The 15484-nt window shown below is 72.0% G+C and carries 19 protein-coding genes; all 19 read left to right on the top strand.

Annotated features, from left to right (window positions below):
- Nucleotides 1-2 precede the first annotated feature (2 nt).
- The 19 genes from ACZ7JZ_RS17135 (at nt 3) to ACZ7JZ_RS17045 (ending at nt 15474) form a co-directional block, all read left to right on the top strand.
- The gene (locus tag ACZ7JZ_RS17135; protein WP_470939431.1) at nt 3-680 is read left to right on the top strand and encodes a hypothetical protein; all 678 of its coding nucleotides are present in this window, start codon (nt 3-5) and stop codon (nt 678-680) included.
- 18 nt (nt 681-698) lie between these two features.
- Nucleotides 699-1898 (top strand): SU10 major capsid protein, encoded by a 1200-nt coding sequence (locus tag ACZ7JZ_RS17130; protein ID WP_470939428.1) that lies wholly within the window; start codon nt 699-701, stop codon nt 1896-1898.
- Nucleotides 1899-1900: 2 nt separating this feature from the next.
- Nucleotides 1901-2083, top strand: coding sequence for a hypothetical protein (locus ACZ7JZ_RS17125; protein WP_470939425.1), 183 nt, complete (start codon nt 1901-1903; stop codon nt 2081-2083).
- Nucleotides 2080-2361: a hypothetical protein gene (locus ACZ7JZ_RS17120; RefSeq protein ID WP_470939422.1), complete on the top strand. Its 282-nt coding sequence runs from the start codon at nt 2080-2082 to the stop codon at nt 2359-2361. Before ACZ7JZ_RS17125 ends, ACZ7JZ_RS17120 begins: the two co-directional genes overlap by 4 nt.
- Entirely contained in the window at nt 2352-2861 is a 510-nt protein-coding gene (locus tag ACZ7JZ_RS17115) for a hypothetical protein (protein WP_470939419.1), read from the top strand. The genes ACZ7JZ_RS17120 and ACZ7JZ_RS17115 overlap by 10 nt, the downstream gene beginning before the upstream one ends.
- Before the next feature lie 13 nt (nt 2862-2874).
- The gene (locus ACZ7JZ_RS17110) at nt 2875-3297 is read left to right on the top strand and encodes a hypothetical protein (protein WP_470939417.1); all 423 of its coding nucleotides are present in this window, start codon (nt 2875-2877) and stop codon (nt 3295-3297) included.
- Nucleotides 3291-3605, top strand: coding sequence for a hypothetical protein (locus ACZ7JZ_RS17105; RefSeq protein WP_470939414.1), 315 nt, complete (start codon nt 3291-3293; stop codon nt 3603-3605). The genes ACZ7JZ_RS17110 and ACZ7JZ_RS17105 overlap by 7 nt, the downstream gene beginning before the upstream one ends.
- A complete protein-coding gene (locus ACZ7JZ_RS17100) occupies nt 3602-3961 on the top strand; it encodes a hypothetical protein (RefSeq protein WP_470939411.1) in 360 nt (119 codons plus the stop codon). Before ACZ7JZ_RS17105 ends, ACZ7JZ_RS17100 begins: the two co-directional genes overlap by 4 nt.
- The gene (locus ACZ7JZ_RS17095; protein WP_470939408.1) at nt 3954-4373 is read left to right on the top strand and encodes a minor capsid protein; all 420 of its coding nucleotides are present in this window, start codon (nt 3954-3956) and stop codon (nt 4371-4373) included. Before ACZ7JZ_RS17100 ends, ACZ7JZ_RS17095 begins: the two co-directional genes overlap by 8 nt.
- 67 nt (nt 4374-4440) lie before the next feature.
- Nucleotides 4441-4920, top strand: coding sequence for a phage tail tube protein (locus tag ACZ7JZ_RS17090; RefSeq protein ID WP_470939405.1), 480 nt, complete (start codon nt 4441-4443; stop codon nt 4918-4920).
- Nucleotides 4917-5372 (top strand): hypothetical protein, encoded by a 456-nt coding sequence (locus tag ACZ7JZ_RS17085; protein WP_470939403.1) that lies wholly within the window; start codon nt 4917-4919, stop codon nt 5370-5372. The genes ACZ7JZ_RS17090 and ACZ7JZ_RS17085 overlap by 4 nt, the downstream gene beginning before the upstream one ends.
- 155 nt (nt 5373-5527) lie before the next feature.
- Nucleotides 5528-8152 carry a phage tail protein gene (locus ACZ7JZ_RS17080; RefSeq protein WP_470939400.1) on the top strand — a complete coding sequence of 875 codons (2625 nt, stop codon included), beginning with the start codon at nt 5528-5530 and terminating at the stop codon, nt 8150-8152.
- A 40-nt stretch (nt 8153-8192) separates the two neighbouring features.
- Nucleotides 8193-11549, top strand: a complete 3357-nt coding sequence (locus ACZ7JZ_RS17075) for a hypothetical protein (RefSeq protein ID WP_470939397.1) — start codon at nt 8193-8195, stop codon at nt 11547-11549.
- An 8-nt stretch (nt 11550-11557) separates the two neighbouring features.
- Nucleotides 11558-12040, top strand: a complete 483-nt coding sequence (locus ACZ7JZ_RS17070) for a hypothetical protein (protein ID WP_470939394.1) — start codon at nt 11558-11560, stop codon at nt 12038-12040.
- A 59-nt stretch (nt 12041-12099) separates the two neighbouring features.
- Nucleotides 12100-12342 (top strand): hypothetical protein, encoded by a 243-nt coding sequence (locus ACZ7JZ_RS17065; RefSeq protein ID WP_470939391.1) that lies wholly within the window; start codon nt 12100-12102, stop codon nt 12340-12342.
- A gap of 70 nt (nt 12343-12412) precedes the next feature.
- Complete coding sequence (locus ACZ7JZ_RS17060; RefSeq protein WP_470939388.1) at nt 12413-13225, top strand: peptidoglycan-binding protein; 813 nt, start codon at nt 12413-12415, stop codon at nt 13223-13225.
- 21 nt (nt 13226-13246) lie between these two features.
- Nucleotides 13247-13558 (top strand): hypothetical protein, encoded by a 312-nt coding sequence (locus ACZ7JZ_RS17055; protein WP_470939385.1) that lies wholly within the window; start codon nt 13247-13249, stop codon nt 13556-13558.
- Between the two features lie 6 nt (nt 13559-13564).
- A complete protein-coding gene (locus ACZ7JZ_RS17050) occupies nt 13565-13828 on the top strand; it encodes a hypothetical protein (protein WP_470939382.1) in 264 nt (87 codons plus the stop codon).
- Between the two features lie 8 nt (nt 13829-13836).
- Nucleotides 13837-15474, top strand: coding sequence for an SGNH/GDSL hydrolase family protein (locus tag ACZ7JZ_RS17045; protein WP_470939379.1), 1638 nt, complete (start codon nt 13837-13839; stop codon nt 15472-15474).
- Nucleotides 15475-15484: the final 10 nt, after the last annotated feature.

Genomic DNA, 15484 nt, shown 5'->3' with positions numbered 1-15484 from the left:
ACATGACCACCCCTTTCCGACACCCCCTCGCCACGCACCCCGCAGGCTCGGTCCTCGGCCACCGCACGGACGGCCGACCGATCTACGCCATCGCGGGTGGCAGCAACGAGGGCGCCGCTGGCGCAGGCACCCCGCCCGCCGGTGACCCCACTCCTCCGGCCCCGCCCGCTCCTCCGGCCGCCCCCGCCTCGGGTGGTGACGGCACGGACTGGAAGGCCGAGGCCCGCAAGTGGGAGGCCCGCGCCAAGGACAACAAGGGCGCCGCCGACGAGCTCGCCGCGCTCCGCGAGGCCACCCAGACCGAGCAGGAGAAGGCCGTCACCGCCGCCGAGAAGGCCGGCCGGTCGGCGGCCGCCGCCGAGTACGCGACCAAGCTGGCCGCGGCCGAGTTCCGCGCCGCGTGCGCGGCCGCCGGCGTCGACCTCGGTGAGGCGTCCGAGCTGATCGACACCTCACGGTTCGCGAAGGACGGCGAGGTCGACACCGACGCCATCACCGCGGCCGTGAAGAAGCTCGCCCGGCTCGCGCCCCGCGGGCCCGGCCGCTCCGGCGGAGACCTCGGCGGCGGCGGATCCGGCGACACCCCCGCCTCCCTCGAAAAGCAGATCGCGGAGGCCGAGAAGGCCGGCCGCTGGGGCGAGGCCATCTCACTGAAGCGGCGAAGGGCCGCACAGACCTGACCCTGATAGGAGGCCACCGTGGCCGGCATCACTGGCATGGGCACCACGTTCAACCTGCCCAACTACACCAACGAGCTGTTCGCGCAGACCCCGGAGGACACCCCGCTCCTCTCCGCGATCGGCGGGCTCACCGGCGGCGGCATGACGACCGCCACCGAGTTCGAGTGGGAGACCTTCGACCTGCGCGACCCGGGCCAGCGCACCCGCGTGGAAGGCGCCACCGCGCCGACCGCCGAGGAGCGCGTCCGGGCCAACGTGACGAACGTGGTCCAGATCCACCAGGAGCAGGTGTCCGTCTCGTACACCAAGCAGGCCGCGTTCGGACAGGTCGCCTCCCCGCAGTCCGCGCCGTACAACCACGGCGGCGGCACGAACCCGGTGACCAACGAGCTCGACTGGCAGGTTCAGCAGATGCTCAAGCAGATGGCGCTCGACATCAACTGGTCCTTCATCAACGGCCAGTACAACAAGCCCACGTCGAACTCCACCGCCCGCCGTACCAAGGGCCTCCTGTCGGCCATCGCGACCAACCGGATCGCCAAGGCCACCGTCGTCACGGGCGCGTCCACGGCGACCGACACCGTCACGTCGACCTCGCACGGCCTCTCCGACGGCGACAAGATCGTGTTCGTCAACACCGACGTGGCCACCAACATCATCGCCGGACGCGTCTACTACGTCCGCGACTCCGCCACCAACACCTTCAAGGTCGCCACCGCCCCCGGCGGAACCGCCCTCACCCTCGGCACCGCCACCGGCCTCTCCTTCAACGAGCCGTGGGCCACCGACCTCACCAGCGTCCACGTGAACGACCTGCTGCAGCTCGCCTACGACAACGGGGGCATCAGCGAGCAGGCCACCGCCACCCTGCTGTGCAACAGCCTCCAGAAGCGCGCCATCACCAAGGCCTACGCCGGCGCGTACGGGCAGTTCCAGGAGACGTCCCGCACCGTCGGCGGCGTCAACGTGACCACCGTGGTCACCGACTTCGGCACCCTCAACGTGATGATGGACCGGCACATGCCGCAGGACACCATCGCGGTGCTGTCGCTGGAGCAGCTCATGCCGGTCTTCCTCAACATCCCCGGCAAGGGCGTCCTGTTCGAGGAGCCGCTCGCGAAGACGGGCGCCTCCGAGCAGGTGCAGCTCTACGGCGAGGTCGGTCTGAAGTGGGGTAACGAGCGCGCCCACGCCGTGATGACCGGGCTGAAGGTCTGAGCGTGGCCACCTACGAACGGCACGCGGGCGAGCACGTCGCCGAGTCCGTCCGGCCGGAACCCGGCTCCGCCGAGGAGACCGCTTTGGCGGCGCTCGCCGCGGCCCCGGATTCCGGCTGGCACCGCGTGGACGACGATTCGGCTCCGAAGCGGGCCGGGCGCCGGCCGAAGGGCGGGGCGTCGTGAGGTGGCAGATCACGGCGCCGGGCCCGGTGTGCGGCGCGGTGCACGGGGTGGCGCTGGTCAACGGGTCCGGGATCGCGGACGACACGCGCCCGGCCGAGCTCGGGGCGCTGGCCTGGTTTCGGGCCGAGCCGGGGTACGTCGTCGAGGCCCTCGACGAGCCCGCCCCGGCGCCCGAGCCCGCAGCGGACCCGGAGGCCTCCGGCGACGCCAAGGACCTGGACGACGAGGCCCCCGACACGGAGGCCGAAGACCCTGAGGAGGGCCCGGAATGGCTGTGACCAGCGATCTCGGGATCAGCGCCAGCGTGCGCAACACGAAGAACAGCGACCTGTCGTCCGCGGCTGACCTGCTGCTCAAGAAGTACGCGGTGCACCTGGAGGACGGGGCCGGCGCAGGCAAGGCGGACAGGGTGTTCGCGGACACCCGGACGCTGTCCGCGTCGGCGACGGAGACTCTGGACTTGGCCGGGTCGCTGACCGACGCGTACGGCACGGTGACCACGTTCGCCCGGGTCAAGTTCATCCTGATCGCGGCAGCGTCCGGTAACACCAACAACGTCGTCGTCGGCGCGAACGCAAGCGCTGACTGGGTCGGCCTGCTGAACGCCGCTGGCACGCTCACCCTCCGGCCGGGTGCCTGCTTCGCCGCGATGTCCGGGAGCGCCGACGCCACGGGCATGGTGGTGACCGCTACGACCGCCGACCTGATCAAGGTGGCGAACTCGGCCGGTTCCACCTCCGTCACGTACGACGTGATCATTATCGGCAACTCGACCTGACCGGAGGTGGCCGATGCCCACTCGCGTCTACGCCACCGCCGAGCAGTACGAGGCCTATACCGGCGGGGCCGCGCCTGCGGACATCGACGCCCGGCTCGCCCGCGCGGGCCGGTTCCTGGAGTCCGAGGTGTTCCGGCTGTGCTGGTACGACGTCACCGACACTGGACTCCCGTCGAACAGCATCGTTGCGGAGGCCTTCGCAGACGCGGTGTGCGCACAGGTGCAGTGGTGGGCGGAGACCGGCGACGAGCTCGGCACCGCAGGCATGTGGGGCACAGTCAAGATCGGCAGCGTCTCCCTTTCGGCGCCGTCGTCATCGTCCGGCACGACCGGCACCGTCGGCGGCCGGACCCCGGCAGCGGCCGCCCTGGAGGCACTCCGCCGGCCGGACCTCACCCCGGATCTCTTCCGGCTCGGAGGGGTGTCGACGTGGTGATCCCCGGGATGCTGCTCCGGTTCACGGTGCAGATCGAGGCGTACCTCGGGGACTCCGCGTACGGCCCGCGGTACGCCGCGCCCATCACCGCGCGGGCGTTCGTAGAGGAGGGCGTCCGCACGGTCCGCAACCCGGAGGGCGAGGAAGTCGTAGCAGGAGCGATGGTGTGGCTGCTGCCGACCCAGGAGTGCCCGCCGGAGTCCCGGCTCACCCTGCCGTCCGGCCGCGCCGCATCGGTCATCACCAGCAACCTCCGCTCCGGTGGGGGCCTGTCGACGCCGGACCACCGGGAGGTGTTCCTCACATGAGCCCGCAGTTCACCCGCATGCGGTGGGAGGGCGGCGGCCTCGCCCGGGTCGGCGCCCGCGGCCGCGCAGCCGCCGAGCAGGGCGTACAACGCGCCCTGGAACACCTCCTCACCGAGTCCCGGAAGATCGTGCCGCTCGACGAGGGCACCCTCGAACGGTCCAGCCGCGTCGTCCGCGACGGCCTGGAGGGCGGCGTCGTCTACGACACCGTGTACGCCCGCCGCCAGCACGAGGAACTCACCTGGAAGCACAAGGCCGGCCGCAGCGCCAAGTACTTGGAGAAGCCGGCACTGACCGAGCGAGACACGATGCTGCGTCTGATGGCGGTGTCCCTGAGGAGGTGGCTCCGTGGCTGACCTCCTTGACGGGCTCGCCCGCTACCTCGCCGCCCGCGGGCACGGCACCTACGACCCCGACGGCACCGGCGGCAGCATCTTCATCGAGGCCATGCCCTCCGTCCCGGACACCTGCGTGGTCCTCACGCAGTACGGCGGGCCCGAGGCGGACTCCCTCCTCGGCTACGACGAGCCCCGCGTGCAGGTCCGGGTGCGCGGCACCACGGACCCGCGGGTGTCCCGGCACCGCGCGGAGGCGATCCGCGGCGAGCTGCACGGCCTGTCGCAGGCGACCCTTCCGGACGGCACGCACGTGGTCCTCGCGGTCGCGATTCAGTCCGTCGAGTCCCTCGGCGTGGACGACAACCGGCGGCACGAGCACGTCGTGAACTACCGCATCGAGATCCGGAACGTCACCGCACACCGGACCTGACCCCCCTTTCCTTCGGCCCGCCGGCGCTGCCGTGCGGGCTCCTCGCCATGCCCCTGGAGGAGACGCCATGGCAGCGCAGAAGTACAACGCCCGGGACTGCGAGTTCCAGATCGAGGACTTCCTCAACCCCGGTACCTGGGTCGCTTTCCGAACCGCGACGGCCGGGAGCGGCGAGGGCGGCATCAACACCTTCACCCTGGGCTTCGAGTACGAGAACACCGACACCACCACGTTCGGCAGCAACGGCCGGGCCGAGAACCAGAACATGCAGGAAGCCAAGTCCATCAGCCTGGAGGGCTACCGGCTGAAGGACCCGTCCACGGGCGCCCTGGACCCGGCGATGGCTCTCGCGGAGGCGCAGGCCGCCCGCCTCGGCGTGGACTCCCTGACGGGCTTCCGGTTCGCCGCTCCGGGTGACACGACCTGGGAGGTGTGGGCGGACGCCACGTTCCAGCTCGGCGACCAGGGCGGCGGCAACAACGACAAGACCTCGTGGTCCGTGACGGTCACCCGGTCCGGCCCGACCACCACGGCGGCCAAGCCGTGACGGCCGCCACCGAGTCGTGGGACGACTTCTGGGCCGACATCTCCAACACCCGGACCGAGGAGATCTGCGGCGTCACCGTTCCCGTCCCCGCGGACGTCCCGTTCGCCATGGACCAGCGGTTCAAGGGCCTGTCCACCGAGTCCCAGGTGGATGACTTCGCCGAGATCGTCGGACTCCTCTTCGGCGAGGGCGTCTTCGCTCAGTGGGTGGACCGCGGCATGGGCCCCCAGCAGCTGATGACCGCTCTGTTCTGGGGCATGCTGCAGGGCTCCGGTAAGGACGTCACGTTCCGGCAGGCCTACGAGGCCATGACCAGCGACGAACCGGGAAAAGCACTGAGCCAGCCCCCGAACCGAGCCGCGCGGAGAGCGCAGTCCGGCGGTATTGGTGGGCCGTCGAAGCGGACTTCACGCGCGAGTACCGCCTCGACCCGCAAGACATCGCGCGCCTGACCCGCCGCCGCTTCTGGGTCCTCCTCAACGGTCTCTCGCCGCGCTCCGTGTTCCGGGCGATGGCGGGCGACGAGCTGTCGATCGTGGACGACCCCGACCTGATCCGGTCCGCGCTCCGCGGCCCCGGCCCGCACTAGACCAGGGAGGGGGCCGCGGTGGCTGCCATGACCGTCGGCGAGCTCGTCGCCTACGTCCGCGCCGACAACACCGACTGGCAGCGCAATCTCGTCCGCGCGCAGCTGCAGATGCAGGGCCTGCAGCTCGACTCGAACAACAGGCTCCGCGACATGCGGGGCCGGTACGTCACCGAGACCTCGGTGATGTCCCGCTCGATCGGCGAGGTCGCGAACGCCGAGGCCGAGGCCGCCCGGGAAACCGTGGTGTGGGCCGACGTCACCGGCCGCAGCACCCGGTCGGTCCGGGACCGGTTCGACGAGGTGACGGCCTCCGCCCGCCGGATGACCGAGAGCCTCAGCGAGCGCTTCAGCCGCGTCGTGCAGCGCGTCCGGGACCTGGACGTGAACACGGACCGGCTGACGGCGATCGGCGGCCGGATCGGCGGCATCGCGATGTCCGCGGGCATGCTCGCGGCCAAGCTCGGCGCTGCGGTGCCGGTCGCGGCGGGGCTCGCGGCGACGCTGGCGCAGGTCGGCCCGGCCGCGGCGGTGGCCGTGTCCGGGCTTCTCGCGATTCGGCTCGCCTCGGCCGCGGTGAAGCTCGGCATGGTCGGCGTGTCCGACGCCGTGTCGGCGGCGCTGGACCCGGAGAAGGCCGCCGAGTTCGAGGAGGCCCTCGCCAAGCTCGCCCCCTCCGCGCGGAAGTTCGCGCTGGAGGTGAAGCGGCTCGGGCCCCAGTTCAAAGACCTCCAGCAGTCCGTACAGGAAGCGCTCTTCGAGGGCCTCGACAAGAACCTCACCCAGCTCGGCAAGCACACGCTGCCGGTACTGAAGACGGGCCTGGTCGAGGCAGCCACGAGCATGCGCCTGATGGGCCAAGGCGTCGCTGATGCCGCCGTTGACCTGAGCAAGTCGGGCACGCTCGGCAAGGCGCTGCACGGCGCGAACACCGGGCTCGCCAACCTCAACCAGATCCCCGGGATGCTGGTACGAGGCCTGCTCCAGGTCGCTGCGGCGGGCGCGCCGGCGTTCGGCCGTCTGACGGCGGCCGCCGGGTCCGCGGCGGCCAGCCTCTCGGACAAGTTCGACAAGGCGTTCGAGTCGGGGGCGCTGGAGCGGGCGATCGAGCAGGCCATCGGCCTGGTCAAGCAGCTCGGGCAGATCGCCGGGAATGTGTTCGCCACCCTCGGGTCGATCTTCTCCGCGGCCCAGTCGTCCGGCGGCGGGTTCCTCGGGGTCCTGCAGGAGATCACCGGCGCCATCCGGGAGGCATTCGCGAGCAAGCCGGTACAGGCCGGACTGAAGGCGATCTTCGAGACGATGGCGGTGCTTGCGAAGACGGTCGGCCCGCTGCTCGCGCAGGCGCTGGCCGTGATCGGCCCGGTGTTCGCCGCGCTCGGGCCGCCGGTACAGGCGCTGGTCCGTGCGCTCGGCGCCGGCCTCCAGCCCGTTATCCGGGCCCTCGGCCCCGTGCTTGCTGCGGCGGCCCGTGCGGTCGGTGCGCTCGTCACGGCGGCCGCGCCCCTGCTGACCGTGGCCGGACAGCTGATCGCGGCCGTCCTGCCCGTGCTGACGCCCCTCCTCGACGCCTGCGCGCAGGTCTTCGCGGAGATGGCGCCGATCGTCCAGCAGGTCGCGGACATCCTCCTCGCCACCCTGGCCCCGGTTCTGACCGCGCTCGCGCCGATCGTCGGCGTGCTCGCGAAGCTGCTGGCGGATCAGCTGTCGCTCGGGCTGCAGCTGGTGAGCGAGATCCTCACCGCGCTCGGCCCGTCGCTGATGGAGATCGGGACGGCGTTCGGTGAGCTGTTCGCCGCGGTGGCGCCGCTGATCGGCGTGGTCGCCACCCTGGCCATGTCGCTGGTCAACTCCCTGCTGCCTGTGCTGCGGCCGCTAATCAGCCTGGCGCTGCGGCTGGCCGCGGTGCTGGCCAGCGACGTCGCGCAGAGCATCACCGGCGTCCTCGTCCCCGCGGTAAAGGCCATCACGGCGGCCCTGCGGGGCGACTTCAGCGGGGCCATGCGGTTCGGCGGGCAGGCCGCGAAGGGCTTCGCCGACATGGTCGTCCGCCGGTTCGTCGAGCTGCCCGGCCGCGCGAACCTGGCTCTGGCGCGGCTCGCGGCCGCCGTCCAGCAGCGCGCCGCCGAGGCTTTCCGGTCCTTCAACCGCAGCATGGCGCAGGGCGTCGCGTCCGCCCTGACCACGCTCCGCGGGGTCCCCGGCCGGGCGCTCCGTGCGCTCGGCTCGCTGCACAACACCCTGGCACTGGCCGGCCGGAACCTGATCGCGGGCCTGATCAGGGGCATCATCGGCAAGCTCGGCGACCTGAAGTCCACACTCGGGCGGGTCACGAGCATGCTCCCGTCGTGGAAGGGCCCCGAGAGCCTCGACAAGCGGATCCTGACCCCCGCGGGCCGGGCCGTCATCGCCGGGTTCCAGCGCGGTATCAGCCTGCAGACCCCGGCGCTTCAGCGGCAGCTCGGCGGTCTGACCGGCGCGCTGCCCGGCATGACGCTGGGCGGGATCGGCGCCATCGGCGGCGGCCCGGCGCGCGGGCAGACCGTCCGGATCATCGTCGAGGGCCCGGAGGCCGTGAAGTCGCTGATCCGGACGATCGTCACCGACGACGGCGGCGGCTCGGTTCAGCGGGCCTTCGGTACCTGACAGAGAGAGGGGGACCGCTGTGGCGATCCCGGAGCCCCGCGTGGAAATGCAGATCGGCGGCGTCTGGGAGGACGTCACCGACGACATCCGCAAGAGCTCGGGCATCACCTACGAGCGGGGCCGGCGGGCCCGGGGCGCCGAGGCGGACCCGGGCCGGCTCACCTTCACGCTGGAGGGCGAGCGGTACTCCGGCCGCAACCCCATGAGCGACCTCTACGGGCGTTTCGGGCGGGGTACGCCGACCCGCCTGTCTGTGCCGGGCTCGGAGTCGTACCTCGACCTGCCCGGCACGGACACGGCCATCGCCTCAACCCCGGATCACGCCTCGCTGGACATCACCGCTGACATCGACCTGCGGGCCGAGGTCACGATGGACTGGGAGACAGCGGACTGGCAGACGCTGATCGGGAAGTGGGAGCCCACCGGTGACCAGCGCAGCTACTTGCTGCTCGTCAACCGGGGCAGCCTGCGGGTGCACTTCAGCGCCAACGGCGTGTCCGGCTTCTTCCACTCCCTGGCGCTGCCGTCGATGCCGCGCCGGGCCGCGGTCCGCGCGACCGTAGACGTCAACAACGGCGCCGGCGGCTGGACCAGCGAGCTGTTCTGGGCCGAGTCGCTCGCCGGGCCGTGGAACTCGCTCGGCACCTTCAGCTTTGCCGGGGCCATCACCCTGTTCTCGGGGTCGGCACCGGTAGAGATCGGCCCGGCCGGGCCGGGGTCCAGCGGCACCGTCCTGGTGCCCTGCCACGGCCGCGTGCACCGGGCGGAGATCCGCTCCGGCATCAACGGCAGCGTCGTGGCCGGGCCGGACTTCCGGGCCCTGGCGCCGGGCACCACCAGCTTCGCGGACTCCGCAGGCCGGACGTGGACCGTCGCCGCCGGCGCCGAGATCTCCAACCGCGAGTACCGGGCCCACGTGGCTGCGACGACGCTCGCCGCACGGTCGCACTCCTCCGGGCACGACGTGACCGTGCCGGTCACCGGCGCCGGCATCATCGAGCCCCTGATCCAGATCAGGCAGCCGTTCCAGTCGACGCTTCGGCGCCGGATCCCCACAGGGAGCCCAACGGCGTATTGGCCTATGGAGGACGGGGCCAACGCGACCCGCGCGTACTCGCCAATCTCGGGTGTGCCCGCGGCCCGCTTGTGGGGCTTCGATTTCGCCCAGGACGACACCTTGCTCGGGTCAGCGGCGCTGCCGCAGGCCGGGCAGTCCTCGTCCCTGACCGCGCAGGTGCCCGCGGGCGGCGGGTCAGGCTGGCACGTCGAGTTCGTATACCGCATCGACCAGGCTGTGCCTGCGGCGTGGACCGAGGTGATCCGGGTTCAGGTCGACGGGGCGGAGATGCGCGCCGTCTGCGTGTACGTCTCCACCGGCGGCGTCATGATCACAATTCGGAACAGCCTGAACTTCCCGATCGCGTCCGCCACCTACAACGTGCCGTCCGCGACCGCGCAGTTCATGAACCGCTGGAACCGACTCGCGATCTTCACCGCCGTGAACGGATCCGACACCGAGGTGTCAGCCCTGTGGCGGGACGTCAACGGCGCCGGCGGCTACAGCTTCGTCGAGACCAGCTACACCGGCCTGCCCGGCCGCGCCGCGGGCGTCTCCGGGCAGTGGGGCGCCGCGTTCGAAGGCCTCCGCATCGGCCACCTCAGCGCCTTCGCCGGGGTCAACGGGTCGCTTTTCCCGAACAGCTTCCCGGAGGTCACGCTCTACCAGGGCGCGGACGACGGGTACGCCAACGAGACCGCCCTCAACCGCATCAGCCGCCTCTCGGACGAGGAGGCCGCCACCGTAGCCCTGACCTACCGGGACGGGGACGCCACGGTCGGCTCCGAGGCCATGGGCGCGCAGGGCATCAACACCCTGATCGAGCTCCTGGAGCAGTGCTCCGCCTCGGACGGCGGGATGTTGTACGAGCGGCGGGACCGGCCCCGGGCGCTGGAGTACCGGGACCGGGCCACCCTCTACAACCAGGAGCCCCGGCTCACCCTGTCGTACGCGACCCGCGGGCACCTCGGGCCGCCCCTGCAGCCCGCCGAGCGCACGTCGGACGTCACCAACGATGTCACGGTGACTCGGCTCGGCGGCTCGGCCGGCCGGGCGGTGCTCGGGTCGGGGCCGCTGTCGGTCCAGCCGTCCCCGGGCGGCATCGGCCCGCTGCCGGAGGAGATCTCGCTGTCCCTGGGGACGGACGACCGGGCCGCGGTGGTTGCGGGCTGGCGGCTGCACCTTGGGACCGTTTCGGATCCGTGGCTGACGAGCATCCGCATCATGGTGCACGCCCTCCCCGGCGCGCTCCTCGCGGACCTCCTGGCGCTCGACGTCGGCGACCTCGTACGGCTCACCGACCTCCCGGTGTGGCTGAGCCCGGACCCCATCGACCTGATCGTCGAGGGCTACTCCGAGAAGTGGGCGGGCCAGCAGGAGTGGGAGATCGTCCTCACCTGCTCGCCCGGCTCGCCGTGGACCGTGGCCGTGGTCGACGACGCGGACCGGGGCCGGGTCGACACAGACGGGTCCACCCTCGGGCGGGCCGCCGGGGCCGCGGACAGCACCCTGATCGTGGCAACCACGCAGACCAGCGCCGGCCGCAAGGGCTGGACCGAGGACCCGGCGGACTTCCCGATGGACCTGAGGGTCGGCGGGGAGGTCGTCACCGCGAGCTCGGCCAGCATGTTCTTCGGCGACAGCTTCAACCGCGTGGTCGCTTCGGGCTGGGGGAACACCTCGGTCGGGGGCTACGCGTGGCAGCTGGACGGCGGCGCGGCCTCGGACCGGTCTTGTGGGTCGAACCGGGCCAACGTCCTGCTGCCCAGCTCGCCGACGACGCTGCGGGCGCAGTACGTCACGGAGGCGTGCGGGGACTGCGAGGTCCGGCTTGTCACGGCCGTCTCGCAGGTCGCGACCGGCGCCAGCCTGACCCCGTCCGTCCTGATGCGCTGGGTGAACAGCACAGATCACTACCGGCTGAGGGTGCACTTCACCGCGGGTGGCAACGTCAGCCTGTCGGTCACCCGCGGCAGCACGCAGATCGACGCGACCGAGAGCACCGGGTTCACGTACACCGCGGGCGCGGTCTTTCAGGTGCGGGTCCGGCTGATCGGGCACCGGGTGCTGTGCCGGGTCTGGCCGAACGGCACGGTCGAGCCGACCACGTGGCAGATCGACCGCACGGTGACCACGAGTCCGATCACGTCCGGGTACCTCGGCCTCGGCGCCGCGGCCCTGGCCGGGAACACGAACGTGTCGCCTGAGCTGCGGTTCGACGGTCTGACCATCGAGAACCCGCAGAGGATGCCGGTCACCCGCGCGGTCAACGGCATCGTCAAGGCGCAGGCCTTCGGGCAGGACATCCGGCTCGCCACCCCGCCCATCAGCGCCCTGTAGGAGGCCTCATGGCGTACACCGGCTGGCTGGCCGGGCAGCGCATCACCGCGTCCCGCCTGGACGCCATCTCGAACATCTGGACCCCGTACACGACCACGTGGTCCGTGTCCTCGGGCACGGCCCCGAACCTCGGGAACGGGTCGCTGGAGGCCGAGTACGCGCTCGACGGCGGCATATGCACCGTCCGGATCACCCTGGAGGGCGGCAGCGGCACCACCTGGGGAAACGGCCAGCACCGCTTCACGCTGCCCTTCACCGCGGCCACCCTCGGCACCGCAAACGCGGCCTACCTCGGGTCGGTCTACGGCGTCGACCTGACGAACGAGTACTTCGTGGGGGTCGCCCGCGTGCTGTCCGGCGGCACGACCGTCATGGCGATCTCGCCGACCACCGCCGGGGGCGGCACCCCGAGCGAGTGGAACAACGTGAGGCCGTTCACCTGGGCGTCCGGCGACACGATGACGCTGCAGGTCGCGTACAAGACCGTCTGACCCCCGTCCCTTCCCTGTGCCCGCGCGGGCCCAGGGCCGTCCGCATGCCTGGAGGCAGCATGACCAGCTTCCCCGTCCTCGACCCGGGCGGCACCGCCTACCTGCTGCGGCTCTGGAGCAGCGACACCGGCGGGATTCCGATCATCATCGGTACCCCGGAGTCCCCCGACCTCACCACGAACCCGGCCCTACAGAACCGGATCCGCGAGTTCGCGGAGGGCTACGCCGCAGACCTCGGCGCGATCGTCTCCGCCATCACCAGCCACACCACCACGAACACCGAACTCCCACCGTCGGCCTGACCGGCGGACTCCTCCGTGCCCCGCGGCCGCCCGGCCCCGGGGCTTCTCCGCATGCCCTGGAGGCGCCCTCATGGACCTGATCAGACGCGCACAGTACGGGCTCCCGCCCACCTCGGCGGCCGCCGACATCGCCAGCACCGAGGGCATCAAGGTGCACTACCTCGGTACCGAGTACTACAGCCGGCGCCACGACCTGTGCGACGACTACGTGCGCGCGATCCGGGCCAGCCACCTCGCCAACACCAAGGAGAAGTACGCGGACATCGCGTACAACTTCCTGGTCTGCGAGCACGGGTCGGCGTTCGAGGGCCGGGGGCTGCACAAGCGGACCGGCGCCAACGGCACCGCTGAGCTGAACCGCCGGCACTACGCGGTGTGCGCGCTGCTCGCCAAGAAGGGCGGCGGCCTCGACACCCCCACGGATGCGCAACTGCACGGCATCCGCGACGTTATCGACCTGGTCCGCGCCGAGGGCGACGCTGGCGACTACGTCGGCGGGCACCGCGACGGCCACGCCACCACCTGCCCCGGCGACGCCCTGTACGCCTGGGTCCGCAAGGGCGCGCCGCGTCCCGGCCGGCCCCCGGCTCCGGCGCCCGCCGTGGTGGACCTGTCCCGCCTGATCTCCGCGGCTCACGTGGACCCGGGCCGCGCTGGGACGCCGGTGTCGTACGCGGGGGTGCGGACGGTGGAGCGGGCGCTCGTCGCCGAGGGCCTCCTCGCCGCGGCCCTGGCGGACGGGCACTTCGGCACGGCCACGATCACCGCGTACCGGGCCCTGCAGCGCCGGTACGGCTACACCGGCCCGGACGCCGACGGCATCCCCGGCCCGTCCTCCCTGACCCGCCTCGGCCGCGCCCGCGGCTTCACCGTCATCCCCTAACCCCCGAAGGGACCCCTCACCATGACCGTCACCCTCGACCGCGCGTACTGGCTCGGTCTCCTGGCGTCCGTCGTCCTCCCCGTCCTCGTCGGCCTGGTCACCACCCGGGTCACGCACGCGGGGGCCAAGGCGACCCTGCTCCTGGCCCTGAGCACCGCCACCGGGTTCGTCACCGAGGCTGCTGCACCGGGTCCTGGCTGGGACCTCGGTACCGCGGTCGTGCTCGCCTGCGTGTCCTTCGGCACCGCCACAGCGGCGCACTTCGGGTTCCTGAAGCCCGCAGGCATCTCCCACGCCGCTCAGGACCGGCTCATCACGTCCCGGGGGGTGTGACCCGCCATGACGACAGCACCCGATCCCGGCGTCTACATCAGCTCGGCCCAGATGTACCAGGAGGTGAGGGTGCTGTCCGAAGCGGTGTCCCGCATCGAAGCGAAGCTCGACGGGATCCTCACGGGCGCGAGCGCCCTGAGCGAGGAACTCAAGGACCACGAGGACAGGCTTCGCGTCCTGGAGCGGGCCCGCTGGCCTCTGCCGACCATCGGTGTCCTGGCCGGTCTCGGCGGGGCCGTCACGGGCGCGCTCGCCCTCGTCGCCCGGTAGGAGGCAGCATGGCCAGGCGGACCGTCACCGGCCGGACCGATGATCTGTTCACCGACGAGGCGGCGGCCGGGCTCGCGGTGACGCTGTCCGCGGTGCCGCGCCGCTGGACCGACGAGACCGGGGACCGCGTCCTCGCCGCCCCGGACCACCCAGTGCCCGTGACGGCCGGGGCCTGGTCGGTTGACCTGATCCCGACGGACGAGCCCGGCATCGAGCCCGCGGAGGGCCGGTACTACCGGCTGACCGAGTCCGTGTCGGGCGTGCCGGTCCGGGTGCGGGACTTCGAGGTGCCGACCGGCGACGGGTCCCCGGTAAGCATCGTGGACCTCATCGTGGACGACCCGGGGCTACCCGGGTACGTGCGCGGGGCGACGGGCCCGACCGGGCCGCAGGGACCCGCAGGCCCGGCCGGCGCCGCGGGGGCCGCGGGGGCCGCTGGCGCCACGGGCCCCCAGGGACCGGCCGGACCGGTCGCGACCGCGTGGCGCCGCCGGGACCTCCCGGACCCGCTGACCGTGGACACCCTGTACGCCGGGCCCGCGCCCACGATCGGAGTGCAGCAGATCAGCACGCCCAAGGCGACGTACCTGAAGTTCGCACCGCCCGGGGTGGCGCTGTCGGGCTCGGACGTGACCGGGAACTTCTCGCTCCTCGGCGCCGGCGGGTTCCTGATCGGCTCGGGCGCCCCCGACAACACGTACATCCTTCCAACCAGCAGGTATCCCAACAGCCGCGGCACGTTCAGCAGCTCCCAGACCATCTGGTCCGTGGAGTTCGGGACGGACGCCGACGAGTTCCAGATGCGCTTCAACTTCCAGTCCGCCGGGCACTACCGGTTGTCCATCGACGGGCGGCGCGTCACCGACCTGATGCAGCCGATGGGCGGCAACACGCCCGGGAACACGCACTTCATGACCGTGGCCCTCGGCTCGGCGGCGCCCCGGCGGATCAGGATCGACCTCAGCGTCGTCCCCTTCGGCGGGATCTTCCTTCCTCCGACGGCGACCCTGTGGCGGGTCCCGCCGCAGGGAGCCCGGCTGATGGTCCTCGGTGACAGCATCCCGGGCGGCAGCAGCATGAACACTGCGGGCGGTGCCGGGACGTGGTTTTCGCGGGCCGCCCCTCAGCTGGGCTGCACGGACGCGTGGAACGAGTCGCTCGGCACCACCGGCTACATTTCCGCAGGCAGCACGGCAACGTTCGGTACCCGGGCGCCGATCGACGTGATCCCGTGGGCACCGACTCGGCTGCTCATCTGGGGCGGGTACAACGACGCCTCCGGGGACCAAGGGCAGATCGCCACGGCCGCGGCCTCCCTGTACTCCACCCTGAAGACGGGCCTGCCCGCGTGCGAAATTTACGTGCTCGGTTGCTGGTCCCCGTCGGGGACGCCGGCGGCCGGGCAGACGAACACGGACGCCACCCTGCGGACCGCCGCGGCGGCCGCGGGGATCCCCTTCGTCAGCCCGCTGACCGGTTCCTGCTACGACGCGACGGGCGCACTGGTTGCGACGCACGGTCCGTTCATCACGGCGGCCGTGGCCGCGGCGTACATCGGCGGGGACGGGGTCCACCCGAACGACGCCGGGCACGCCTACCTCGCCCGCCGGATCGTCGCCGCGATCCGGGAGCTGATGCCCCACTGAACACCGCCCC

Source organism: Streptomyces sp. NPDC038213, from assembly GCF_055600495.1.
The sequence above is the reverse complement of the archived record's forward strand: the minus strand, read 5'-3'. Positions and strand labels throughout refer to the sequence as shown.